This window comes from Microbulbifer sp. SAOS-129_SWC (assembly GCF_039696035.1).
In the GTDB taxonomy this organism is placed as follows: Bacteria; Pseudomonadota; Gammaproteobacteria; order Pseudomonadales; family Cellvibrionaceae; genus Microbulbifer.
Map to the genome: position 1 here is coordinate 4,351,177 of NZ_CP155567.1, position 21,896 is coordinate 4,373,072.

The following is a 21,896-nucleotide window of genomic DNA, read 5'->3' on the forward strand; positions in this document are numbered from 1 at the left end:
GAACCACAAATAATCGATGGCCACAGGCACATCACCGGCGTACCGGAGCGTACCAATTGCGGCGCATTATTATTTTCTCCGCAAGCCTTCCCAAAGCTGTCTGATCGAAAATTATCATAGGGATATTTTCCTGGCTATACGATCGTACCAAAACCAAGCAAAATGCTTGTTCCAGTTGGCCGCCGCGTCGCCAACGGACAAGTTATATTGCCGGTTACGCTAAACTGGCAGGCACCACTCACTACCCATCGTCGGAACACCATGGCCAAAAATTCTTACGAGGCGCTCAAGCTCGACAACCAATTGTGCTTTAGCCTTTATTCAACATCGCTGGCCATGAGCAAACTGTATAAACCTCTGCTAGAAGAACTGGGCCTGACCTATCCCCAGTACCTGATCATGCTGGTACTGTGGGAGGACGACGGCATCACCGTCACCGAACTGAGCGAGCGACTCGCCCAGGACAAAGGCGCCCTGAGCCCGGTCATCAAGCGGCTGGAAGCCCAGGCACTGATCGACCGCCGCCGCGACCCCGCAGATGAGCGCAGGGTCCACCTGTGCCTGACCCCCAAAGGCAAGTCCCTGCAGCGGCGCGCCGCCGATATCCCCGCCCAGGTGTTGCGCGCCAGCGGACTCGACCGCAACGCCGCCCGCGATCTGAAGGCACAGATAGAAACGGTGCGCCACGCGCTCAACAGCCTGATTCGCGATCCTGACTAACGGGCCACATTGCCCCCAGAGTCCCGCCAGGCCCCGCCATTCCTCACCTTTGAATCGAGACTATCAAGGTCATAGCAACATTCGATTATCGCAATAACTGTTATCGCGATAACTTTCTCTCCGTGCCCAGCACAGCAATCCACACTTCTCCATCACCGATTGAGGTAACAGCCATGCAAGTTCTCTACACCGCAATAGCCACAGCCACCGGCGGCCGTGACGGCCAGGCCAAATCTTCCGACGGCATTCTCGACGTCAAACTGACCACGCCGAAAGAACTGGGCGGTCCCGGCGGCGACGCCACCAACCCGGAACAGCTGTTTGCCGCCGGCTACTCCGCGTGTTTTATCGGCGCGATGAAATTTGTCGGCGGCAAGGAAAAAATCGCTGTGCCGGAAGACGCCAGCGTACGCGGCGAAGTAGGGATCGGCCCGACCGACAACGGTTTTGGTCTGGATATCGACCTCTATGTCGCCCTGCCCGGACTGGAGCAGGCGGTCGCAGAAGATCTGGTGGCAAAGGCGCACCAGGTATGCCCTTACTCCAACGCCACCCGCAACAACGTGGATGTGCGCCTGCACGTCTCCAGCTGAAACAAGGTCGGGTTTGATCCCGACAAATCAGAGGTAAACGTCATGAAAAAGCCATCTGTATCCAGACTGCTGTTGTCCCTGTTCTTCGCCCTGGATACTGCCGTCGCCTTCGGCGCCGGCTCCCCGGGAGTGGAACAGCACACGCAGCAGTTCCTCGAGGCGCTGGAGCAGGGCGGCGGCAAACCGCTCGAACAGCTGTCACCAGCCGATGCCCGCGCAGTGTTGACGGGCGCCCAGCAGGGCGCCCAATTACCGCCAGCGGATGTATCGGATAAAACCATCCAGGCTGACGGCAAGCCCCTGCAGCTCACCATTGTTAAACCAAAGGGCACCAGAGAAACACTGCCGGTATTCATGTTTTTCCACGGCGGTGGCTGGGTACTCGGCGACTACCCCACCCACGAACGCCTGATCCGCGATCTGGTCAATCGCTCCGGTGCGGCGGCAGTCTATGTCGACTACACGCCATCGCCGGAAGCCCACTACCCGACCGCGATCAACCAGGCCTACGCGGCGACCAAATGGGTGGCAGAACACGGCAAGGAAATCGGTGTGGATGGCTCGCGCCTGGCAGTGGCGGGTAATAGCGTCGGCGGCAATATGGCGGCGGTAGTCGCCCTAATGGCCAAGGAGAAGGGCACGCCCAAGATCCGCTTCCAGCTGCTGCTGTGGCCAGTGACCGACGCCAACTTCAGCACTGCCTCCTACCGGGAATTTGCCCAGGGGCACTTCCTTACACGCAACATGATGAAATGGTTCTGGGACAATTACACCACCGACCCCAAGCAGCGGGCGGAGATCTATGCATCACCCCTGCGCGCGAGTAAGGCGCAACTCAAGGGGCTGCCGCCGGCACTGATCCAGACCGCGGAAAAGGATGTGTTGCGCGATGAAGGCGAAGCCTACGCACGCAAGCTGAACGCCGCTGGCGTAACCGTCACCGCCGTGCGCTACAACGGCATGATTCACGACTTCGGACTACTGAATCCACTGAGCAGAGTGGCAGCCGTTCAGGATTCGCTGGATCAGGCGGGGACCGCACTGAAACGGCATCTCCGCTAAAACGTTCCGCCCAGGGCCCCGCAAGGGGCCTTTTTTTCGGGCCGCACAACGACCCACCACCTGTATCAAACCGCTACCTGGCAAGAACCGCGCATTGCTTCCCCTTGCTCATATAGACGTATTCCGAACAGGCACCGGCGCCCTGCGTGCACCGGTGTCATAGATCTGCGTTAAAGCTAGCCCTTCATCCCATTGGCGATCTGAAACCCGACCCGCGCTGCTGTGCGCGCGGCGTGGTCTTCGATATCGAAATAGGGATTGAACTCGGCCATATCCGCTAGGCACACCTTGCCGGATTCCAGCACGGTATCGAGCAGGGGCTCGAACAGTTCCAGCGGCACACCGCGGCCGGCCGGCGCGCTGACCGCCGGCATTACCGCGGCCGGGAAGACATCCAGGCACACGGTCAGGTACACGAAGTCCACGCCGTCGATATAGTCGCGAATCTGCTGCTTTACCACCTCCAGGTTCCACGCGGTGATCTCGCGATCGCGGATCACCCGGGCGCCCAGCTCGTCGGCGCGGTTGTACAGCGCCGGCGTGTTGGCGTTGTCGGCGGCGCCGATACACAGGTAGTGGAACGGGCGGCCGTTGATCTCGCACTGTTCCGAGATCTGGTAAAACGGCGTGCCCGAGGAGCCCTGCGGGCTGGGCACGCGCAGGTCGAGGTGCGCGTCGAAATTGATCACGCCGAGGGTCTTGTCGCGGTGCAGCTCGCGCATCCAGCGGGCGATGCCCTGGTAGCTGCCGTAGGCGATCTCGTGGCCCCCACCGAGCACCAGCGGGAAGTGGCCGCCGTCGAGCAACTCGGTAATACGCGCACCCAGCAACGCCTGGGCGGATTCCAGATCTTCTTTTTCCACCTTCACGTTGCCGGCGTCGTACAGCGGCGCGTCGAAAGTGGCCGGCAGGTTGGCCATGGCCAGGCGCAGGATGCGCGGGCCCTTGGCAGCGCCGATGCGCCCCTTGTTGCGACGCACCCCCTCATCCGAGGCAAAGCCGAGAATGGCGAGTCCGGGCGGGCTGTCCAGCTGCAGCGGGGTAATGCGCTGGTGCCAGCGCTCACCGGCCTTGCCGTCTTCGCTGTCGGTGCGCCCGCTCCACAGATTCATATCAGCCAGCTGTAACATCTCTGCCTCCGAAAAAGATCTGTGACGGTTTCAGCGCGCCCACTTCATAGGCCAGCTGGTCGGGGGTGTCCATCGGCCACAGCACCATGTCGGCGCGCAGCCCCGGGCGCAGCACGCCGCGGGAACAGCACAGGCCCAGCGCGCGCGCGGCCGAACGGGTGACGCCGGCCAGCGCTTCGGCCGGGGTCAGGCCGAACAGGTTACAGCCCATATTCATCATCAGCCGCAGCGACGCAATCGGGCAGCTGCCGGGGTTCAGGTCGGTGGACAGCGCCATCGACACGCCCGAGGCGCGCAGCTTGTCCACCGGCGGCACGCGGGTCTCGTGCAGTGTGTAGAAGGCGCCGGGCAGCAGTACCGCCACGGTGCCGCTGTCGGCCATCGCCGCGACGTCGGTGTCAGAGATGTATTCGATGTGGTCCACCGACAGCGCGCTGGCTTTGGCGGCCATGGCGGTGGCGCCGGTGTGCGCCAGTTGTTCAGCGTGCACTTTTACCGGCAGATCGAGCTTTTGCGCCGTGTCGATCACGCGCTGGCACTGCTCAACCGAGAAGGCGATGGATTCGCAGAACATATCCACCGCGTCGGCCAGCTGCTCCTTGGCCACCGCCGGCAATATCTGCTCGCACACCAGGTCGATGTACTCGTCGGCGCGGCCGTCGTACTCCGGCGGCAGCGCGTGCGCGGCCAGGCAGGTGGTGGCGATCTCCACCGGGTAGTGCTGGGCCAGCCGGCGCGCAGTGCGCAGCTGTTTCAGCTCGGTGTCCAGATCCAGGCCATAGCCGGATTTGATTTCCAGCGTGGTGACGCCTTCCGCCATCAGCGCGCGCAGGCGCGTCTCGGCGCCGCGATACAGGTCTTCGGCACTGGCCGCGCGGGTCGCGCGCACGGTCGACAGAATACCACCGCCGGCACGCGCCACTTCCTCATAGCTCTCGCCACCGAGGCGCCGCGCGAACTCACCGGCACGGTGGCCGCCGTACACCAGATGGGTATGGCAGTCGATCAGCCCCGGCGTCAGCCACTGGCCCTCACCGTCGACGGTGCGGTCGGCAGTGCAGTCCGGCAACTCGCGGCGCGGCCCCAGCCACACGATCTTGCCGTTGGTCACCGCCACCGCGGCATCTTCCACGGCGCCGTAGCCACCGGCGATGGACGGATCCATGGTGGCGGCGTGGACGTTGGTAATCAGAAGGTCACAGCGTTCTGTCATAAGCTCTCTTTGCTCCGGCTCGCGGACGCAGGGGTCCCGGCGCGATGGCGCGGGGACCGCAGGTATACCGGCGGCGCGGATTTCCTTTTTGTAACGATAGTCGCTCGATGGTGTGGACGGGCGGTTCCCGGTTTCAACGCGGTTTCGGCGCCCCGCTACACGCGGGCGCGACGCGCGGCTTGACACCGGCAACGGCGGCCACCATAGTAGCCGCAACCTTGTATATACAACCCTATACAAGCCTGCAAAGCACTGTACCTGAACCCATGAATACTGCAAGCGCGCCGACGACACCCAGCAACGAACCACGCTATGCGGCGATCAAGCGGCATATCCGCCAGCAGATCGAGGCCGGCCACTGGCCCGTGCACTTCCGCGTGCCGTCAGAAAACGACCTGGCGCGGGAGTTCGGTGTCAGCCGCATGACCGCGCGCCGCGCGCTGAGCGAACTGACCGACGAGGGTGTGCTGATGCGCACCCAGGGGCTCGGTACCTTCGTGGCCGAACCGGTGCCGGCGGGCTCGCTGCTCGAGGTGCGCAATATTGCCGACGAGGTATCGGCCCGCGGCCACAGCTACAGCAGCCGCATCCTGTTACTGCGCGAAGACGCCGCGCCGGCGGATGTGGCCCGCGCGCTGGGCGTGCCGGAGGGCGCGCGACTATTCCACTCGATCATAGTCCATTGCGACAACGACCTGCCGATCCAGTGGGAAGAGCGCTTCACCAACCCGGCCCTGGCCCCGGACTATCTGCAGCAGGACTTCAGCGCCACCACCCCCAACGCCTACCTGTCGCGGGTTGCGCCGCTGACCGAGGCCGACACTACCGTTGAGGCCATCGCCGCGGAAGCGGACGTGGCCGAGGCGCTGGTGCTAGCCCCGCACAGCGCCTGCCTGCAGATCTGGCGGCGCACCAAGAGTCGCGCCGGCATCGTGAGTTTTGCGCGGCTGGTGCACCCCGGAAACCGATACCGATTGGGCGCACAACTGAGGTTTTAAAAAAAGAGGAGCTACGAAGCTCAAACCGGGAATTGAAGGCGGGGTGCCGGGGAAGGGTTTTCAGGAGCGTCGGCGACAGGACGTCGCCGCCGCAGCGCCCAGGGATGGGTACACAGCGATACTGAAAACCCTTCCCCGGTATCCCGCCGCCACAGAACCAAAATCCGCAGCACGTAATACGGCGGGCCAAAAGCCCACCAAAAGCAAATTCAAACTTATCCACAGAATTTGGACAAAAGACGAGGCAACCATGACCGATAAACGCCACGACCCCAGCCGCAAAATTGCCGCCCCCACCGGCACCAAACTGAATGCCAAAAGCTGGCTCACCGAAGCGCCGCTGCGCATGCTGATGAACAACCTGCACCCGGACGTGGCCGAGCGCCCCGAAGATCTGGTGGTCTACGGCGGTATCGGCCGCGCCGCGCGCGACTGGGAGTGCTACGACAAGATCGTCGAGGTACTGAAGCGCCTCGAAGACGACGAGACCCTGCTGGTGCAGTCCGGCAAACCCGTCGGCGTATTCAAAACCCACGCCGACGCCCCGCGCGTGCTGATCGCCAACTCCAACCTGGTACCGCACTGGGCCAACTGGGAACACTTCAACGAGCTGGATAAAAAGGGCCTGGCCATGTACGGCCAGATGACCGCCGGCTCCTGGATCTACATCGGCTCCCAGGGCATCGTGCAGGGCACCTATGAAACCTTCGCCGCGGTCGCACGCAAACACTTCGACGGCGTGGCCAAAGGCAAATGGGTCCTGACCGGCGGCCTCGGCGGCATGGGCGGCGCCCAGCCGCTGGCCGCCACCATGGCCGGCTTCAGCATGATCGCGGTCGAGTGCGACGAAACCCGCATCGACTTCCGCCTGCGCACCGGCTATGTGGACAAGAAAGCCACCAGCCTCGACGAAGCGCTGGCGATGATCAACGAAGCCATGGAAAAAGGTGAAGCCATTTCCGTCGGCCTGCTCGGCAACGCCGCCGACGTCTTCCCGGAAATCGTCGAGCGCGGCATCCAGCCGGACGTCGTCACCGACCAGACCTCCGCCCACGACCCGCTGAACGGCTACCTACCGAAAGGCTGGACCATGGAACAGGCCGCCGAAATGCGCAAGCAGGACGAAGCGCTGGTGGTCAAGGAAGCGAAGAAGTCCATGGCGATCCAGGTGCAGGCGATGCTCACCCTGCAAGAGCGCGGCGCCGCCACTCTCGACTACGGCAACAACATCCGCCAGATGGCGTTCGAGGAAGGTGTCGAGAACGCGTTCGATTTCCCCGGCTTTGTGCCCGCCTACATCCGCCCGCTGTTCTGCGAGGGTATCGGCCCGTTCCGCTGGGCGGCACTGTCCGGCAACCCGGAAGATATCTACAAGACCGACGCCAAGGTGAAGGAGCTGATCCCAGACAACCCGCAGCTGCACAACTGGCTGGATATGGCCCGCGAGCGCATCCAGTTCCAGGGTCTGCCCGCGCGTATCTGCTGGGTCGGTCTGAAAGACCGCGCGCGCCTGGCACAGGCCTTCAACGAGATGGTCGCCAACGGCGAGCTGGAAGCACCGGTAGTGATCGGCCGCGACCACCTCGATTCCGGCTCCGTGGCCAGCCCCAACCGCGAAACCGAATCCATGCTCGACGGCAGCGATGCGGTATCCGACTGGCCGCTGCTGAACGCACTGCTGAACACCGCCTCCGGCGCCACCTGGGTGTCCCTGCACCACGGCGGCGGCGTGGGCATGGGCTTCTCCCAGCACTCCGGCGTGGTCATCGTGTGTGACGGCACACAAGCCGCCGGCAAGCGCATCGGCCGCGTGCTGTGGAACGACCCCGCCACCGGCGTGATGCGTCACGCGGATGCGGGCTACGACATCGCCAAGCAATGCGCGAAGGAGCAGGGGCTGGACCTGCCGATGCTGAAAGACTGACAGAAAACTTTTTACGCCGACTGCGCGTGAAACGCTTTCTGACGAGAATTTACGATTTTATTTTCGGTGAAAAAATCTATGTACCAACTGGAAATCAACCCCGGCCAACTGAGCCTCGCCGACCTGCGCCGCGTCGCGCGCGAGCCGGTCGAGCTGTCCCTGAGCAAAGACGCCTACCCGGCCATCGAAGCCTCCGCCCGCACCGTGGCGGAGGTGCTGGAGCAGGGCCGTACCGTTTACGGCATCAATACCGGCTTTGGCCTGCTGGCCAACACCCGCATCGAAAAGAAGGACCTGGAAACCCTGCAGCGCGCCATCGTGCTGAGCCATGCCGCCGGTACCGGCGACTTCATGAACGAGGCCACCGTGCGCCTGCTGATGGTACTGAAGATCAACTCGCTGTCGCGCGGCTTTTCCGGTGTGCGCCCGCAGGTGATCGAGGCGCTGATCAAACTGGTCAATGCCGGCGTCTTCCCGGCGATTCCGGAGAAGGGTTCCGTGGGCGCCTCCGGTGACCTGGCCCCGCTGGCACATATGAGCGTGGTGCTGCTGGGCGAGGGCGAGTGCTTTATCGACGGCCAGCGCAAAGCCGCGGCCGAGGGCCTGAAGAAAGCCGGCCTGGAACCCATCACGCTGGCGCCGAAGGAAGGCCTGGCCCTGCTGAACGGCACCCAGGCGTCCACCGCGTTTGCGCTGCTGGGCCTGTTCGCCGCCGAGGACCTGTTCGCCGGTGGCCTGGTCACCGGTGCCCTGACCCTGGAAGCGGCCAAGGGCTCACGCCGCCCGTTCGACGACCGCATTCACCTGGTGCGCGGCCAGCAAGCGCAGCGCGATGTAGCCGGTATTTTCCGTGCGCTGCTGGGCGAGAAAAGCGAGATCGGCGAATCGCACGAAAACTGCGAGAAAGTGCAGGATCCCTATAGCCTCCGCTGCCAGCCGCAGGTCATGGGCGCCTGCCTGCAGCAGATCCGCTTCGCCGCCGAGGTACTGCTGGCGGAAGCCAACGGTGTTTCCGACAACCCGCTGGTGTTTACCGATGAACAGGATCCGGCCAACTCCGACATCATTTCCGGTGGCAACTTCCACGCCGAGCCGGTGGCGATGGTCGCCGACAACCTGGCGCTGGCGCTGGCGGAAATCGGCGCGCTGTCCGAGCGCCGCATGGCCCTGCTGATCGACTCCAACCTGTCCGGCCTGCCGCCGTTCCTGGTCGACAACGGCGGGGTGAACTCCGGCTTTATGATTGCCCAGGTCACCGGCGCGGCCCTGGCCAGTGAGAACAAGTCCCTGGCCCACCCGGCCAGCGTGGATTCCCTGCCGACGTCCGCCAACCAGGAAGACCATGTGTCCATGGCCACCTTCGCCGGCCGCCGTCTGCGCGACATGGCCGACAACACCTGCGGCATTCTCGCCGTGGAACTGCTGGCCGCCTGCCAGGGCCTGGACTTCCGCGCGCCGCTGAAGACCACCGAAAAACTGGAAGCGGCCAAGGCGACGCTGCGCGAGCGCGTCCCCTTCTATGACAAGGACCGCTACTTCGCGCCGGATATCGAGGAAGCCAAGCAGCTGCTGGCCGCCGCCGACTATCTGCAGTTTGTCGACAGCGCGCTGATGCCCAGCACGCATTAATAGTTTGTAACCGTCCGCAAAAAGGCACCGCGTCAAACCGGTGCCTTTTCTTTTTGGCCGCAGTGACCGGCGACGCAAGCCGGCATCTCTACAGTATCACCCCGGCGCGCCGACTCTTCTTTCCCTCTCACCGCGACACTATCGTTCCCACTTCAACGACGCGCATTTTCAGGTCTATTTGAAAAACTTGCGTCCAGCCTGCGAAGCGGGCCAATTTGCGTTTTACCCGCCCTCGGTGCGGAGGTTTCAATGAAACGGCTGACCCAACGGCTGCTGCTTGGCGGCGCCGGCTGCGCGCTGCTAGTGACGGCAGCGCTGTCCCTACCGGCCTGTACTAACACCGGCATGATGACTAGTAGTTCGGCCCACTCTTCGGGCAACTCTTCAGTCCATTCGGGCGCGCATCTCTATCAGCGCGCCAACAGCCGCTATTACCACTGCCATCCCAACGGCCTGTGCCACAACGCCCGCGACTATTACATGCACGGCATGGGCGGTATGCACCACATGCACGACTATTACATGAACAGCATGCACGGCGACTACCGCTCGCCCAGCCGACCACTCAGCGGGCGACCACGCTGATTCAATATTGCACCACGACAACCGTTCAGTACTGGCCGACATCCAATCGACTGGCGAGCGACACCCCGGTGCCGCAGGGAGTGCCGTAACCAACGGGATTTACCCGAATTAGGAGATTGCGTTATGAAGAGAGTCATCAAAACCGGGCTGCTGGCCGCGACGGTGTGCGCGGCACTGACCCTGGGTGCCTGCGCAACGGACGGCTATTACGGTGGTCGCTACTACTCCAACGGTTACTATCCATCCAGTAACATTTCCCTGTACTACTCATCGCCGCGCTACTATCGCTACGATCGACGCTATTACCGCGGCCACTATCGCTATCGCGGCCACCACCACTATCACAACCGCCCCGGATATCGTCCCGGCCGCCCCGGCGGCAGCTATCACCGTCCTGCCGGCCGCCATCAGGGACATCGCCGTTAATCCGACCTGGCCCCGGGGTCGGTCATCGCGCCGACCCCGCACTCTCGCCAACCACGCGAACTCTTTTTGCCAATTTGAGGAAATCTACGCCAGGCCTGCTAGGCTGATTATTAGACGTTTTACCCGCCACTGGGGCGCGGAGGTCTGACATGAAACTGCTGCCCGGCAAGCTGCTGCAGGCCGGCACGCGTTGCGCGCTGGCGGCCGCGGCGGTCCTGGCTCTCGCCGCCTGCGCCGAGACCGGCTATTCCGCCTACCCCGGCTACTCCAGTTACTCCAACTGGGGCGCCGCCACCTCGACACCGGGTTATTACCGGGTGAAGGGGCGCTACTACCACTGCCACCCCGGCGGCATCTGTCACAACCAGCGCCATCCGAATTACTACTGGAACGGCAGCTACTATCGGCCGCGCCCACCCCGTTACTACAGCCGGCCCGTGTATCCCAACCCGGTGCCGATCACTCCCCCGCCGAGACCGCGCCCGCGCTGATGTGCGATCCGGCAGCCCCGAACCCAATCGACTGGCGAGCGACACGCTCCTGTGCCGCAGGGAATGCCGTAACCCACGGGTGATTCCCCACTGAGGAGATTGCGTTATGAACAGAAAACTCAAAACCGGACTGGTCGCCGCCACGGTGTGCACGGCGCTGACCCTCGGCGCCTGCGCCACCGATGGCTACTATGGCGGCGGTTACTATGGCGGCGGTGGTTACTATGGCAGTTACTACGGCGGCTACCCGTATTACTACCCGTCAAGCAGCATTTCACTCTACTACTCATCGCCGCGGTACTACCGCTACTACCCGCGCTACCGCTACTACCGCCACGGCTACCCCAACTACCGCTACCACAACTATCGCGGCCACCGTTACTACCACAATCGCCCGCACTACCAGAACCGGCCGCATCACCGCCCCGGTGGCAGCTATCACCGCCCCAGCGGCAGCTACCACCGCCCGGCAGGCGGCCATCGCGGCCATCGCGGACGGCGTTGAGCGAGCCGCTGCGCTTCATACCTTGGTCATACAGACCGGCGCTCTCGCCACTGCTAGGATTTTTCCAATCGCAAGCAGTAGAGCGCCGCGTTCCGCCTTCGGAGCGCGGCGCTCGCCAACCAAGCGCGGGAGTAACCAGTGCAGCGGAACCAATTACAACCAGCCCTTATCACCGGCTCCACCAGCGGAATCGGACTCGCCATTGCCCATGCAGTCGCCGATGCCGGTTACCCGGTGATGCTGCACGGTTTGCAGTCTCCCGCCGAGGGGGAATCGCTGCGGCAGGCGTTTAGCGACCGCTACGGTATCAACTGCGGTTTCAGTGATGCCGATATCTCCAGCGAAGCCGGCTGCGCCCAGCTGGTGGCGGAAACCCGCGAAGCGCTGGGCAACCCCGGCCTGCTGGTCAACAACGCCGGCGTGCAGTTCACCGCTCCGGCGCACGAGTTTCCCGGCGAACAGTGGCAGCGGGTGATCTCCATCAACCTGAGTGCCGCTTTCTACCTGTCGCGCGACCTGCTGCCGGCCATGCGCGCCAGCCAGTGGGGCCGCATCATCAATATTTCCTCGGTGCACGGCCTGGTGGCCTCGGAACACAAGGCGGCCTACTGCGCGGCCAAACACGGCCTGGTCGGCCTCACCAAGGTGCTGGCCCTGGAAAACGCCGACTGCGGCGTGACCGCCAACGCCATCTGCCCCGGCTGGGTGGAGACGCCGCTGATCCAGCCGCAGATTGAATCCATTGCGCAAGAGCAGGGCATCGATCTGGATGCGGCGCGCGCGCAGTTGATCGGCGCCAAGCAACCAATGACCAGGGCCACCAGCCCGGAAGCCATCGGTGCGCTGGTACTCTACCTGTGTGGCGACTTTGCCAGCACCATCACCGGCACCGCGATGCCGGTGGACGGCGGCTGGACCGCACAGTAGTATCCTGCACACCCATAAAAATAATGTATCGGGTGTGATGTGAATTACCGACTGCTGATTGCCGACGACCACCCCCTCTACCGCGACGCGCTGGCCACTACGCTGTCGCGCCAGTTCCCGGATTGCGCGCTGGTGCAGAGTGAAGACCTGCAATCAACCCTCGCGTGCCTCCGGGATACCGAGATCGACCTGCTCCTACTCGACCTGAACATGCCCGGCAGCGAGGGCTTCAACGGCCTCGCGCAGATCCGCAACGACTTCCCGGCGGTGCCGGTGGTGGTGGTCTCCGGCAGCGATAAAAACCCGGTGATCCAGCAGGCGGCGGGCTTTGGGGCCAGCGGCTTCCTGTCGAAGACTGCGCGGCCCGAGGAGATCGTCGAGTGTCTCGACAGTATTTTTGCCGGTGGGCAGTGGTTTAGCCAGGAGGCCATGGCGGAGACGGAAGAGGTATCCCTGGCCGAACGCCTGTCGCGACTGACCACGCAGCAGCTGCGTATTTTCCAGATGATCGCGCAGGGCATGCTCAACAAGCAGATCGCCTACGAACTGGACATCACCGAACCCACCGTAAAAAGTCATGTAACGGCCATTCTGCGCAAGCTGGAGCTGCGCGACCGCAAACAGCTGATTCGCGAAGCGCAGTCGCTCGTCCAGTTCTGATTTCCCCACCAGCGAACCGTGGAAAAGGCGGCAAACGCCTATCCGGCTTTTGCCCCGGTCTATGCCGCCCCCGGGTTGACGCATAGACCGGGCGGCCTGCACGTTGTAGCGCAGGGTGGTGTGTGACTCGCAGGTGAGCCCGGCTTATGTGGCCGGCGTCAGCACTGGAACAGCACCAGTGCATCGCCGTCACAGATCAGGCGCCCGCCGTCGCCGGTGCAACGGGTTTGCAGATTCACCAGCGCCTTGTCGGGGCGCCGCCGGGTCACCGCGACCGTGGCGGTGAGCAGCTCACCGGGCTGGGCCAGCGCATGGAACCGCATGTGCTGTTTGAGATAGTTGGTGCCGTGGCCGGGCAGCTCCTCACCGAGCAGGTAGGAAAACAGGCCGGCGATCAGCGGCTCCGGCACTTCCCCGCACGTGCCCCCGACGTTTGCCAGCCGGCCCCATTCGGCCAGCGCCTGCCGGTCAAAGCTGCGCTGCACGGCAACGCTGTCGCCCAGCTGCAGGGCGTGGAAACGCGGCAGTGATTCCTGCGTGGCTTTTTTTGCGCTCGAGGTCTTTTTAGTATCGCTCAAGGCTGTTTCAGATTCGCTCATGGCTGTTTCAGTTTCGCTCATGGCTGCTCCCCCTCATTCAATACCAGCCGACAACGGCCCTCCAGGCAGACCTTTTCTTCGCCGCGGGTAATCCGCGTGACCAGCTCGATGCAGCCATCGGCGGCCGGCGCCTCGGCGACCAGAGTGGCGGTCAGCTGCTCGTCGGCGTAGGCCGGGGCGGGAAATTTCAGGTCCTGGCTCTGCAGCCGCGCGCCGGGATAGTGCGCGTGAATCAGGCCGCGCAGCACGCTAAACAACAACATGCCGTGGGATACCGTGGCGCCGAAGCGGGTTGCCGCGGAATACTCCGGATCCACGTGAATCGGATTGTGGTCGCCGCTCAAGTCGGCGAAGCGATTGAAGTCGTCCTGGGTAAGGACGAAGTCCCGCTGAAAGTCTCTGTGCATTTTGGTTATACCTCTGTGGATAAGTCTCAGCGCCGGGCCGCGTCGTCGCGCAACGCCTGCTTGATCACCTTGCCGAGCGCATTGCGCGGCAGCGCCTCCAGTACCTGGAACGCCCTGGGCACCTTGTAGCCCGCGAGGCGCTCGCGACAGAATGCGTGCAGCTCGTCTTCGCCCGGCGCGTCGCTGTCGGCGCGCACGCCCAGGTAGGCCTTGCCCACCTCGCCCCAGCGCTCGTCGGGCATGCCCACCACTGCCACTTCGGCAATCGCCGGATGCTGCTCGAGCACTTTTTCCACTTCCGCGGGATACACATTCTCCCCCCCGGAGATGTACATATCTTTCCAGCGGTCGACGATGTAGTAGCAGCCATCCGCGTCACAGCGCGCCACGTCGCCGCTGTGCAGCCAGCCATCACGGATTGCGTCGCGGGTGGCATCCGCGCGGTTCCAGTAACCGGGGGTGACGCCGGGGCCGCGAATCAGCAGCTCGCCGGCCTCGCCCGTGGGCAGGTCGCGCCCGTCGCGGTCGACGATGCGCACCTCGGTAAGCAACTGCGGGCGCCCCACCGAACCGATCTTGTCGAGCACCAGGTCTTCGTCGAGGAGAAACACCGTAGGCCCGGTTTCGGTCATGCCCATGCCGGTACGGATACGGATGCCCTGGGCCACGTAGCGCTGCGCCACCGGCAGCGACAGCGGCGCACCACCACACCCCCAGGAGCGTACGTGTTCAAGCCGCTTACCGTCGAACGCCGGCTGCTCCAGCAGCGCCTGGTAGACCGCGGGTACCGCGAAGAAAATCGTGGCGCGGCTTTCCAGTACCTGCAGTACCTGCGCGGGATCGAAGTTGCGTGCCACCAGCACGCAGCCGCCCACCAGAAACACCGCCGAGGAATACAGGTTGATGCCGGCGGTGTGGAACAGCGGCAACACGTTGAGCAGTACATCGTCGGCGTTGAGGTTCACCGCCAGGCCGATATTGAAGTGATTTGCCAGCATCATGCGGAAGGTCTGGATCACCCCCTTGGGTCGGCCGGTAGTGCCGGAGGTATAGAGCAGGTACCAGGGCGTGTCCGGGCTCTTGTCCGGATGCGGCGCCAGGTCCGGCTCGGTCGCGGCCAGGTCGCGGTGGTAGTCCCGGCAACTGTGCCGCTGCGCATCGCCGGCACCGTCCAGCGTTACCAGGGTGAGGGACGGCCGGTGCTCGCCGAGCGCCGCCGCGACTTCGGCAAACTCGCCGCCGAACACCAGCGCGGCCGGGTCGCAATCGTCGATCAGCACTTTCAGCTCCGGCGTCGCCAGACGCCAGTTCAGCGGCACCAGGATCAGGCCGGCCTTGGCACAGCCGAACAGCATGGCGAAAAACTCCGCGCGGCTGTGGCCCAGGTACGCGAGCCGGTCGCCCTCACGCAGGCCCCACTGCCCGCACGCGGCCGCGGCCAGGCGCGCTGCGCGCTCGTTGAACGCGCGGTAGTTATAGCGCTCGCCGCTTTCCAGATCTTCGAGCGCGGGCCGCTCCGGCGTTACCCGTGCCCGCTGGGCCAGCAGGTCAAACATTTCCATGGTTACCTCCGTATTCTTATTCTTTTGCCCGGGAACGGCGCGGCGCGCCGCTCCCCGGCTTCAGGCGCAGCTCAGGGGTTGATCTCGCTCCAGCTGAACTTGGTAATGCGGTTGCTGATCAACGAGAACACGTAGACAGACCCATTGCCCGCTGCGATTTGCTCGGCGTCGAACAGACCACCTGCGCGGGTACCCAGGGCGGGGTCGAGCCAGTGGCCCTGGTAGGCCGGGCTGATCACACCGCTGGTATCCGGGCTATAGCCGTCGGGGTTGTCCCAGGCCCGGGCCACCATATTGAAGCCATCGGCTACCAGCAGGGCGTCTTGCTGTGCGTCGTAGGCGAGGCCCGCGGGCAGGAACAAGCGCTGCGGATCGAGGCTGTCGGGGTGTTCATAGGTTCCGCCGCCGATACCCATTTGACCGATCAGCGCACCGTTGGCCGGGTTCAGGGCCTGGATGCGCTGGTTGCGCCGGTCGGTGACATAAACCCGGCTCCCGAGTGCCAGTACACTGCCGATCTGGTCGAAAGTGCCGGCCGCCCCCTGGGCAAAGAAATCCGGCCCCAGGCTCCAGCCCGCGCCCAGGTCATTGCCCTTGTTGGCGTCGGCGCCACCGGCATACCAGTTGCCATTCAGGGTGCCGCTGCCACTGTCGTAGTCGAAGCGCCATACATAGTTACCGAAGCTGGAAATAAAGATGCCGTGCTCGTCCGGGTTGGCACCGGTACTGGCCGACACCGCTACCGGGTAATTGCTGTTGCTGGTTGTCAGCGCGATGGCTGGCACCGACAGCCCCGAAGTGCGGTAGGTAAGATTGAACAGCTCTTGCAGGTTGCCGTCCGCGTCGTAAATTCGCAGGCTGGCGTCGCCGGTATAGGGCCACGGCAGGGTCGCATCCGCCCCCACCAGTACCGCCACAGCCTCGCCAATGTTGCTGTCGGTAAAGGTGGCGATGCCGGTGACACCGTAGCTGATATTGGTGCCGGGAAAACGGCCGAGGTAGTTGCCGCTGGCATCGTACATATTGATGCGCGTGTTGGGTGTATCACTCACCAGCAGGCGGTTCTTCGACGACAGCCAGGCCATGCCACTGGACGAATGGAGCTGGCCCGCCAGGTCACGGGGGTGCCCCCAGAACTCGTTGTGGGCCACACCGCCGACCCCTTCCGATACCGAGCAGCGCAGCAGGCTGGTGCCGTCGCTGCTGCTCCAGCACTTCTTGATGCGATTGTTGCCGGCGTCGCTGACCAGGTTTACCCGCGCATTGGGAAAGTAGTAACCCCATGCATAGATATTCTCGCGATAAAAATCCCCATTCGGACCGATCACCGGCACCAGGTCATTGGGCAGCTGGAACGCCTCATCCTCGGTGGCGGAGGCCGAGCGCATCTCCACCTGATGGATGCCGAGGTGGCCGTACACCCAGGTGGCCTGGGCATCGGCGCTACCGCTGCTGCGATAGCGCACCGGGTTGGTATCACTGGTGCTCGCCAGGTTCGGGAAGCGGATGATGCGGCCGTTGTAGGTATCGGCCACGTAGAGGTTGCCGTCCAGATCCGTGCGCACGCCGCGCGGGCGCTTCAGGTGATCGACATTGCCATCGTCATCGCGAAAACGCCCCAGCATGTCGTCCAGCGTGAGCTGGCCGGTAGTGGTATCGACGCGGAAGATTTTGATGCGGTTGTTGCCATTGTCCGCCACATACACATAAGTCGCGCCATTGTCCGGCGACTGGTAGTAGGTCATACCCTGTGGAATACGGAACCCATCGCGCTTGTCCGGTTCACCGGCGTAGTCATCGTAGTCAGTAGAGTCACTGCCGTAATCCTTATCCACGCCGCGGATAATGGGCCCCGCTTCCACGTATTTACCGCTGCCGTCCTGGTAGCCCAGTGTCTGCAGCAGAGTGACCTGGTAGCCGTTGTCCGGGTCGATGCTGAACGCCTTGACGCGATGGTTGAATTCATCCGATACGTAAATGAATCCCTGCGGTGTGATCACCATGTTCCGCGGCAGGTAGATGTCCTCTCCACCGCCGTGGCCGGGCTGGCCGAACGAGGTCACATACTCGAAATCGCCGGCGGCACCGCTGACCGTGCGGAAAAAGTGGATCTGCTGGCGCCCGACATCGTTCACATACAGGCCGGCGAGGCGATCGTCATCGGCCTCGCTCCTGGACAGGAAGGCAATACCCAGCGGCGCGCGGATATCCGGCACACTGGCCGCCGGGCTGTCGGCGGCCAGGGTCTGGTCGGCGTCATCCAGGGTACCGATCAGGGCGCCGTTCAGATTCAGGACCTTGATCTCGTGGTTGCCCATATCGGCAACATAGACGCGCGTGCTGGCCGCGCCCTGGGCCAGGGTGTCGCGGTCATAGGTGATCGTTGTGGGTGTATTGAACTGGTACTGCTGCTGGGCCGGCTCGCCGCTGAGTTCCGCAGAGCGGTCCTCATCGGCAAAGGTAACAGCGGCGGTGGCAGTGAGGGGCTGGGCCCCGATCAGCATTGCCAGGCCCAATCCGCGCAGGGGAGTCATCATTCGCATAGTGCACACTCATTATTTTTATTGGTGAGGGTTTTACTACTTCTGGTTACGACTCGTTAATGCCGAGGAAGGCGGCCATACCCCTATCCGCCTCCTCGCTGTCGATCAGTTCCACAAAGTGCCGCAGCTCGGCATCCAGCGCTGTGGCTACGTGCCGTGGATCCGGGCGCGTCAGTTTGAGGGTGTTGCGCACACTGCCGGTTTTGGCACTGCGCAGGCGTTCGACGACTTCACTGACCTTGTCGCTGACCGCACCGTCTTCCGCCAGGTACTGCACCAGCCCCCATGCCAGCGCGTCGCCGGCCTCGATACGGCGATTGGTCAGCTGTACGTCCAGTGCCCTGCCGCGACCGATACGCTCGGGCATCAACGCGGTCCAGCCGCCATCCGGGCTGAATCCCACGGCGGTATACCAGGGTGCGAAATGGGCACGGGGCCCGGCCACCACGATGTCGCAGGCCAGCACCAGCCCCAGTGAACCGCCGGTTACCATGCCGTGCACCTCCGCCACCGTGGGCACCGGCAGCCGCAGCAGGTCCAGCATGACATCGTTGAGCGCGCCGACCAGACGCTCGGCGTAGGCGCGCCGCTCGCTGCGGTGCACCGCGTAGAAGGCACCGACGTCACCGCCACTGGAAAAGGAGCGCCCCTCCGCGCGCAGCACCAGCGCCGCCGGCTGGTCTGCCCGGCAGCGCGCCAGCGCCGTGCGCAGGCCGTCCAGTAACTCCTGCACCAGCGCGTTGTGGCGCTCCGGGCGATTCAGGGTCAGCGTGGCCACGCCGTTTTCCAGCTGGTAATGCACGGGGGCTGTCATTGTATTTTCTCCTCGCTGCTGCCCGGGGTGAGACCGTGGCGAAACAGGTCGGAGACCGCGGCCACAATGTCATCAAACGGTGTTTCCTGGTCCCACAGCGCATAGCGCATGCCGAGGAAGTTGGACATGCCCATCAGCGCCCAGACCCGCACCTCGTTATTGCCGGGGCGAATCTCGCCCTTGCCGGAGGCACTGGCGAGCATGTTCAGGTAGCGCTCGCCAAAGGCCTGGTAGTAATCCCGGTAAATGGCTTCGTCCACGAACTGGGCTTCCTGCAGCACCCGGTAGAGCGCGGGATTGGCGCGCAGGTACTGCAGAAAAGCGCGCAGCCCCTGCTCCTCGGCCTGCAGCCGGTTGGCGGCCGCGGCCGTTTCCGCCTCCAGGTGCGCACGCAACTGGCGCCCCATGTGCTTCACCAGCTCGCGCAGCACATCTTCCTTGCCGGCGAAGTAGTTGTAGAAGGACCCCAGCGCCACGCCGGCGGTGCGGGTAATGTCGGCGATACTGGCGCGATGGAAACCGGCGCTGCCAAACGTCTCCTCGGCGGCCTTCAGAATACGGGCGCGGGTGCGCGCACCGCGGGCGGTCTTGGGCAGCCCCGGCTTGGCAGCGGGAGCGGTTGTAGCGGCGAGGCTGGCGCTGGAAGCAATACTCATGGGCAGGTCTTCTATTGTCCGGAAATGCATGAAACCTGAATCAGTATTCATGTTAAGCCACACGCGAACACAAGCCACTCATACCTTGGTCATACAGACAGGCCCGTCGAAAGCCGGCAGACGCGCTAAACCAGCAGATATCAACGCACTGCGAGAGAAGTCGGGGCGAGAAATCGACGGAAAGAAATCTACGGAAAGGAATACAGGCGCGCGCGGGCCAGGACGGCGCCGCGCGATGGCCGGGCCCGCTCAATCGAGACCGGTTACAAACTCCGCCGCATGGCGATAGAAACGCTGGCAGTCCTCCGCCACCAGGGATTCCATATTCAGGAAGGCGTGAATCATGCCGTCAAAGTGCAGGCTCTGCACAGCCACTCCCGCGTCGTCGAGGCGCTGCACATAGGCGAAGCCCTCATCCCGCAGTGGGCAGAACTCGGCGGTAACCACCAGCGTCGGCGGCAGTTGTCCGGTGAACTCGCCATACAGCGGCGAGCACTGATAACGGTTCTCCGCACCCTGGAAATAGTTGTCGAAGTACCAGCCGATCTTCTCTTTTTCCAGCAGGTAACCGCGGCCATTCTCCTCGATCGAGGGCAACTGCAGCGTGTAATCCAGGCTGGGATAGATCAACACCTGGCCGATCACGCGATGGCGTTCATGCTGTAGCAGATGGCTGGCCGTGGCGGTCATGGCGCCACCGCCGGAATCGCCCATCAGAATCCAGCGCCCGTCGCACTCGATGCCTTTTTTCTCCAGGGTCGCGGCGGCACCGCGCACCACGGTGAGCAAATCCTGAATACCGGCCGGATAGGGATTTTCCGGCGCGAGGCGGTAATCGGGCGCGATCACCACCCGCTGGCAGGCGTCGGCGATACGGCGACAGATCGAGTCGTACACCGCCACGCTGCCCGCCATATGGCCACCACCGTGGCTATAGATAATTACCGGGCCCGCCGGCGCGCCCTCGGGCTGATAGATGCGCACCGGCACATTGTAGTGCGCGCCATACACCAGGGATTCACATACCGCCATCTGCGGCCCCGGCGCCACAAAGCCGCGGGTCAGGTTGGCGAGCCCCTCGCGCGCGGAGATCGGTGTGGGCTCGAAGCCCGCCGCATTCAGCTGCGCCACCTGGGCATTAAACGTCTGCAGCCACTCCGCCAGTTTTACATCAAGCTGTCGCACGCTTCTCACCACCCTCTCCGGTTACCGCTTTTTCTTTGCCAGATCTGCTGCCGCTCTCCGGCAGCAGGAACGAGAATATGAACATGGTCGCCGAGCAGGCCCCGGCAAAGTAGGCAGCCGCCGCCGGCTTGCCACTGAGATCCGCCAGCAGCCCGGCAACATAAATCAACAGGGTGGCGACCAGATAGGAAATCGACCAGAACATGGCGAAAGTGATGGTAATACGCTTCGGCGTCATACCCGGTAATTCCTGTGGCAGGGTCATCAGCGCGGCCATCGGAATGAACATGACAACACCCGCCATAAACGCTGCAATCTGGGCAACGGTCGGCTCGCGACTGATCAGCATCAGCGCCGCAAACGCCACCAGTCCCAGACCCGAGAAACGCAGCACCGGCAGCCGCAGTGGGAAACGCTTGGTCACGGTGATGCCGATGACGGTTCCCAACATACCCCCGGCAATCAGCAAGATCGCGAGGTCTTCGGTGGCCACCGCAAACCCGTCAATGAGCGGAAACAGTGAAAAAGCGGCAATATAAAACGTCAGGACGCCACAAAACGCCAGCGGCAGCCACCAGTTGAAGCCCTCGCGCACGCCTTCACGCAGGCCGTATTTTTCCGCGGGGGTATTCGCCGCACTGCCGCCGCCCAGATGGAAATTTTCCGCCGTCAGCCACCACAGCAGCGCCAGAGCCGCCACCATGACACCGTACAGGCCTACCACCGGCTGCCAGGTACCCATCTGCGCAAACCACGCCCATGTCCCCAGCCAGGCGGTGAGTGCGCCGGTGCCCTTTAGCGCCAGCAGGTTGCCGGTATTGAAGGCTGCGGCGTTGATGCCATTGATCAACGGGCGCTCCTCCGCGCTGAAGTAATGCATTACCACCGGGTTGAAATACACAATCACCAGCGCGCCGCCCAGGCCCATGGCCAGGCGCGACAGCAGCCAGCCGGTGTAGTCATCGGCGAACGCGCCGATCCCTCCGGCGGCGATCAGCAACATCGCCAGGGTAAAGGCGCGCTTGGCGCCCAGTCGCACCAGCACCATAGCCGCCGCCAGGTTACCGACAATTTTGGCCAGGGTGATCATCAACGTACCCCAGGTGGCATTGGCGAGCCCCTGCTCGCCGAACGACGCCTGGATCTGGGGTGTCAGGATCGCGCCGGACACCCAGGCCGCCGCAAACAGCGCATAGGCGCTGAACATCAGAATTTCCAACAAATATTTCTTCATCGCAAATTGACCAATTTTTATTATTTGCCGCGT

General features: G+C 63.5%; 22 protein-coding genes. 12 read left to right on the forward strand and 10 right to left on the reverse strand.

Annotation, left to right across the window (positions count from 1 at the left end; all coding sequences use genetic code 11):
• Nucleotides 1-261 precede the first annotated feature (261 nt).
• The 3 genes from ABDK11_RS18440 to ABDK11_RS18450 all read left to right on the forward strand — a co-directional run bounded on the left by ABDK11_RS18440 (nt 262) and on the right by ABDK11_RS18450 (nt 2,375).
• A complete protein-coding gene (locus ABDK11_RS18440; protein WP_346837995.1) occupies nt 262-720 on the forward strand; it encodes a MarR family transcriptional regulator in 459 nt (152 codons plus the stop codon).
• A 173-nt stretch (nt 721-893) separates the two neighbouring features.
• Complete coding sequence (locus ABDK11_RS18445) at nt 894-1,313, forward strand: organic hydroperoxide resistance protein (RefSeq protein ID WP_346837996.1); 420 nt, start codon at nt 894-896, stop codon at nt 1,311-1,313.
• Between the two features lie 42 nt (nt 1,314-1,355).
• On the forward strand, nt 1,356-2,375 hold the full coding sequence (locus ABDK11_RS18450) for an alpha/beta hydrolase (protein ID WP_346837997.1): 1,020 nt from the start codon (nt 1,356-1,358) through the stop codon (nt 2,373-2,375).
• Nucleotides 2,376-2,551: 176 nt separating this feature from the next.
• On the opposite strand, the gene hutG is transcribed toward ABDK11_RS18450, so the two are convergent.
• Complete coding sequence (gene hutG, locus ABDK11_RS18455; protein WP_346837998.1) at nt 2,552-3,505, reverse strand: formimidoylglutamase; 954 nt, start codon at nt 3,503-3,505, stop codon at nt 2,552-2,554.
• Nucleotides 3,489-4,718 carry an imidazolonepropionase gene (gene hutI, locus ABDK11_RS18460; protein ID WP_346837999.1) on the reverse strand — a complete coding sequence of 410 codons (1,230 nt, stop codon included), beginning with the start codon at nt 4,716-4,718 and terminating at the stop codon, nt 3,489-3,491. Before hutI ends, hutG begins: the two co-directional genes overlap by 17 nt.
• 266 nt (nt 4,719-4,984) lie before the next feature.
• Between hutI and hutC the strand changes: the two genes are divergently transcribed.
• From hutC to ABDK11_RS18505, 9 genes are all read left to right on the forward strand, one after another.
• On the forward strand, nt 4,985-5,716 hold the full coding sequence (gene hutC, locus ABDK11_RS18465; protein ID WP_346838000.1) for a histidine utilization repressor: 732 nt from the start codon (nt 4,985-4,987) through the stop codon (nt 5,714-5,716).
• Between the two features lie 250 nt (nt 5,717-5,966).
• Complete coding sequence (hutU, locus tag ABDK11_RS18470) at nt 5,967-7,640, forward strand: urocanate hydratase (RefSeq protein WP_346838001.1); 1,674 nt, start codon at nt 5,967-5,969, stop codon at nt 7,638-7,640.
• 78 nt (nt 7,641-7,718) lie between these two features.
• Nucleotides 7,719-9,269 carry a histidine ammonia-lyase gene (hutH, locus tag ABDK11_RS18475; protein ID WP_346838002.1) on the forward strand — a complete coding sequence of 517 codons (1,551 nt, stop codon included), beginning with the start codon at nt 7,719-7,721 and terminating at the stop codon, nt 9,267-9,269.
• Nucleotides 9,270-9,518: 249 nt separating this feature from the next.
• Nucleotides 9,519-9,854 (forward strand): hypothetical protein, encoded by a 336-nt coding sequence (locus ABDK11_RS18480; RefSeq protein WP_346838003.1) that lies wholly within the window; start codon nt 9,519-9,521, stop codon nt 9,852-9,854.
• Nucleotides 9,855-9,977: 123 nt separating this feature from the next.
• Entirely contained in the window at nt 9,978-10,280 is a 303-nt protein-coding gene (locus tag ABDK11_RS18485; protein WP_346838004.1) for a hypothetical protein, read from the forward strand.
• A gap of 149 nt (nt 10,281-10,429) precedes the next feature.
• Nucleotides 10,430-10,771: a hypothetical protein gene (locus ABDK11_RS18490; RefSeq protein ID WP_346838005.1), complete on the forward strand. Its 342-nt coding sequence runs from the start codon at nt 10,430-10,432 to the stop codon at nt 10,769-10,771.
• Between the two features lie 106 nt (nt 10,772-10,877).
• Nucleotides 10,878-11,276 (forward strand): hypothetical protein, encoded by a 399-nt coding sequence (locus ABDK11_RS18495; RefSeq protein ID WP_346838006.1) that lies wholly within the window; start codon nt 10,878-10,880, stop codon nt 11,274-11,276.
• Between the two features lie 138 nt (nt 11,277-11,414).
• A complete protein-coding gene (locus ABDK11_RS18500) occupies nt 11,415-12,203 on the forward strand; it encodes a 3-hydroxybutyrate dehydrogenase (RefSeq protein ID WP_346838007.1) in 789 nt (262 codons plus the stop codon).
• A 39-nt stretch (nt 12,204-12,242) separates the two neighbouring features.
• Complete coding sequence (locus ABDK11_RS18505; RefSeq protein ID WP_346838008.1) at nt 12,243-12,863, forward strand: response regulator transcription factor; 621 nt, start codon at nt 12,243-12,245, stop codon at nt 12,861-12,863.
• Between the two features lie 158 nt (nt 12,864-13,021).
• Here ABDK11_RS18505 and ABDK11_RS18510 read toward each other — a convergent pair whose 3' ends face one another.
• From ABDK11_RS18510 to ABDK11_RS18545, 8 genes are all read right to left on the reverse strand, one after another.
• Nucleotides 13,022-13,483, reverse strand: a complete 462-nt coding sequence (locus tag ABDK11_RS18510; protein ID WP_346838009.1) for a hypothetical protein — start codon at nt 13,481-13,483, stop codon at nt 13,022-13,024.
• A complete protein-coding gene (locus ABDK11_RS18515) occupies nt 13,480-13,869 on the reverse strand; it encodes a MaoC/PaaZ C-terminal domain-containing protein (protein ID WP_346838010.1) in 390 nt (129 codons plus the stop codon). The genes ABDK11_RS18510 and ABDK11_RS18515 overlap by 4 nt, the downstream gene beginning before the upstream one ends.
• A 26-nt stretch (nt 13,870-13,895) precedes the next feature.
• A complete protein-coding gene (locus ABDK11_RS18520; protein ID WP_346838011.1) occupies nt 13,896-15,431 on the reverse strand; it encodes a long-chain fatty acid--CoA ligase in 1,536 nt (511 codons plus the stop codon).
• 71 nt (nt 15,432-15,502) lie between these two features.
• The gene (locus ABDK11_RS18525; RefSeq protein ID WP_346838012.1) at nt 15,503-17,974 is read right to left on the reverse strand and encodes an NHL repeat-containing protein; all 2,472 of its coding nucleotides are present in this window, start codon (nt 17,972-17,974) and stop codon (nt 15,503-15,505) included.
• A gap of 46 nt (nt 17,975-18,020) precedes the next feature.
• Complete coding sequence (locus ABDK11_RS18530) at nt 18,021-18,788, reverse strand: enoyl-CoA hydratase/isomerase family protein (RefSeq protein ID WP_346838013.1); 768 nt, start codon at nt 18,786-18,788, stop codon at nt 18,021-18,023.
• Nucleotides 18,785-19,444, reverse strand: coding sequence for a TetR/AcrR family transcriptional regulator (locus tag ABDK11_RS18535; protein ID WP_346838014.1), 660 nt, complete (start codon nt 19,442-19,444; stop codon nt 18,785-18,787). Before ABDK11_RS18535 ends, ABDK11_RS18530 begins: the two co-directional genes overlap by 4 nt.
• A gap of 249 nt (nt 19,445-19,693) precedes the next feature.
• Nucleotides 19,694-20,629, reverse strand: a complete 936-nt coding sequence (locus ABDK11_RS18540) for an alpha/beta hydrolase (RefSeq protein ID WP_346838015.1) — start codon at nt 20,627-20,629, stop codon at nt 19,694-19,696.
• A complete protein-coding gene (locus tag ABDK11_RS18545; protein ID WP_346838016.1) occupies nt 20,616-21,848 on the reverse strand; it encodes an MFS transporter in 1,233 nt (410 codons plus the stop codon). The genes ABDK11_RS18540 and ABDK11_RS18545 overlap by 14 nt, the downstream gene beginning before the upstream one ends.
• Nucleotides 21,849-21,896: the final 48 nt, after the last annotated feature.

Coding starts and splice junctions, on each gene's coding strand:
- ABDK11_RS18440 (WP_346837995.1), top strand. CDS start 262: ATGGCCAAAAATTCTTACGAGGCGCTCAAGCTCGACAACCAATTGTGC.
- ABDK11_RS18445 (WP_346837996.1), top strand. CDS start 894: ATGCAAGTTCTCTACACCGCAATAGCCACAGCCACCGGCGGCCGTGAC.
- ABDK11_RS18450 (WP_346837997.1), top strand. CDS start 1,356: ATGAAAAAGCCATCTGTATCCAGACTGCTGTTGTCCCTGTTCTTCGCC.
- hutG (WP_346837998.1), bottom strand. CDS start 3,505: ATGTTACAGCTGGCTGATATGAATCTGTGGAGCGGGCGCACCGACAGC.
- hutI (WP_346837999.1), bottom strand. CDS start 4,718: ATGACAGAACGCTGTGACCTTCTGATTACCAACGTCCACGCCGCCACC.
- hutC (WP_346838000.1), top strand. CDS start 4,985: ATGAATACTGCAAGCGCGCCGACGACACCCAGCAACGAACCACGCTAT.
- hutU (WP_346838001.1), top strand. CDS start 5,967: ATGACCGATAAACGCCACGACCCCAGCCGCAAAATTGCCGCCCCCACC.
- hutH (WP_346838002.1), top strand. CDS start 7,719: ATGTACCAACTGGAAATCAACCCCGGCCAACTGAGCCTCGCCGACCTG.
- ABDK11_RS18480 (WP_346838003.1), top strand. CDS start 9,519: ATGAAACGGCTGACCCAACGGCTGCTGCTTGGCGGCGCCGGCTGCGCG.
- ABDK11_RS18485 (WP_346838004.1), top strand. CDS start 9,978: ATGAAGAGAGTCATCAAAACCGGGCTGCTGGCCGCGACGGTGTGCGCG.
- ABDK11_RS18490 (WP_346838005.1), top strand. CDS start 10,430: ATGAAACTGCTGCCCGGCAAGCTGCTGCAGGCCGGCACGCGTTGCGCG.
- ABDK11_RS18495 (WP_346838006.1), top strand. CDS start 10,878: ATGAACAGAAAACTCAAAACCGGACTGGTCGCCGCCACGGTGTGCACG.
- ABDK11_RS18510 (WP_346838009.1), bottom strand. CDS start 13,483: ATGAGCGAAACTGAAACAGCCATGAGCGAATCTGAAACAGCCTTGAGC.
- ABDK11_RS18515 (WP_346838010.1), bottom strand. CDS start 13,869: ATGCACAGAGACTTTCAGCGGGACTTCGTCCTTACCCAGGACGACTTC.
- ABDK11_RS18520 (WP_346838011.1), bottom strand. CDS start 15,431: ATGGAAATGTTTGACCTGCTGGCCCAGCGGGCACGGGTAACGCCGGAG.
- ABDK11_RS18525 (WP_346838012.1), bottom strand. CDS start 17,974: ATGCGAATGATGACTCCCCTGCGCGGATTGGGCCTGGCAATGCTGATC.
- ABDK11_RS18530 (WP_346838013.1), bottom strand. CDS start 18,788: ATGACAGCCCCCGTGCATTACCAGCTGGAAAACGGCGTGGCCACGCTG.
- ABDK11_RS18535 (WP_346838014.1), bottom strand. CDS start 19,444: ATGAGTATTGCTTCCAGCGCCAGCCTCGCCGCTACAACCGCTCCCGCT.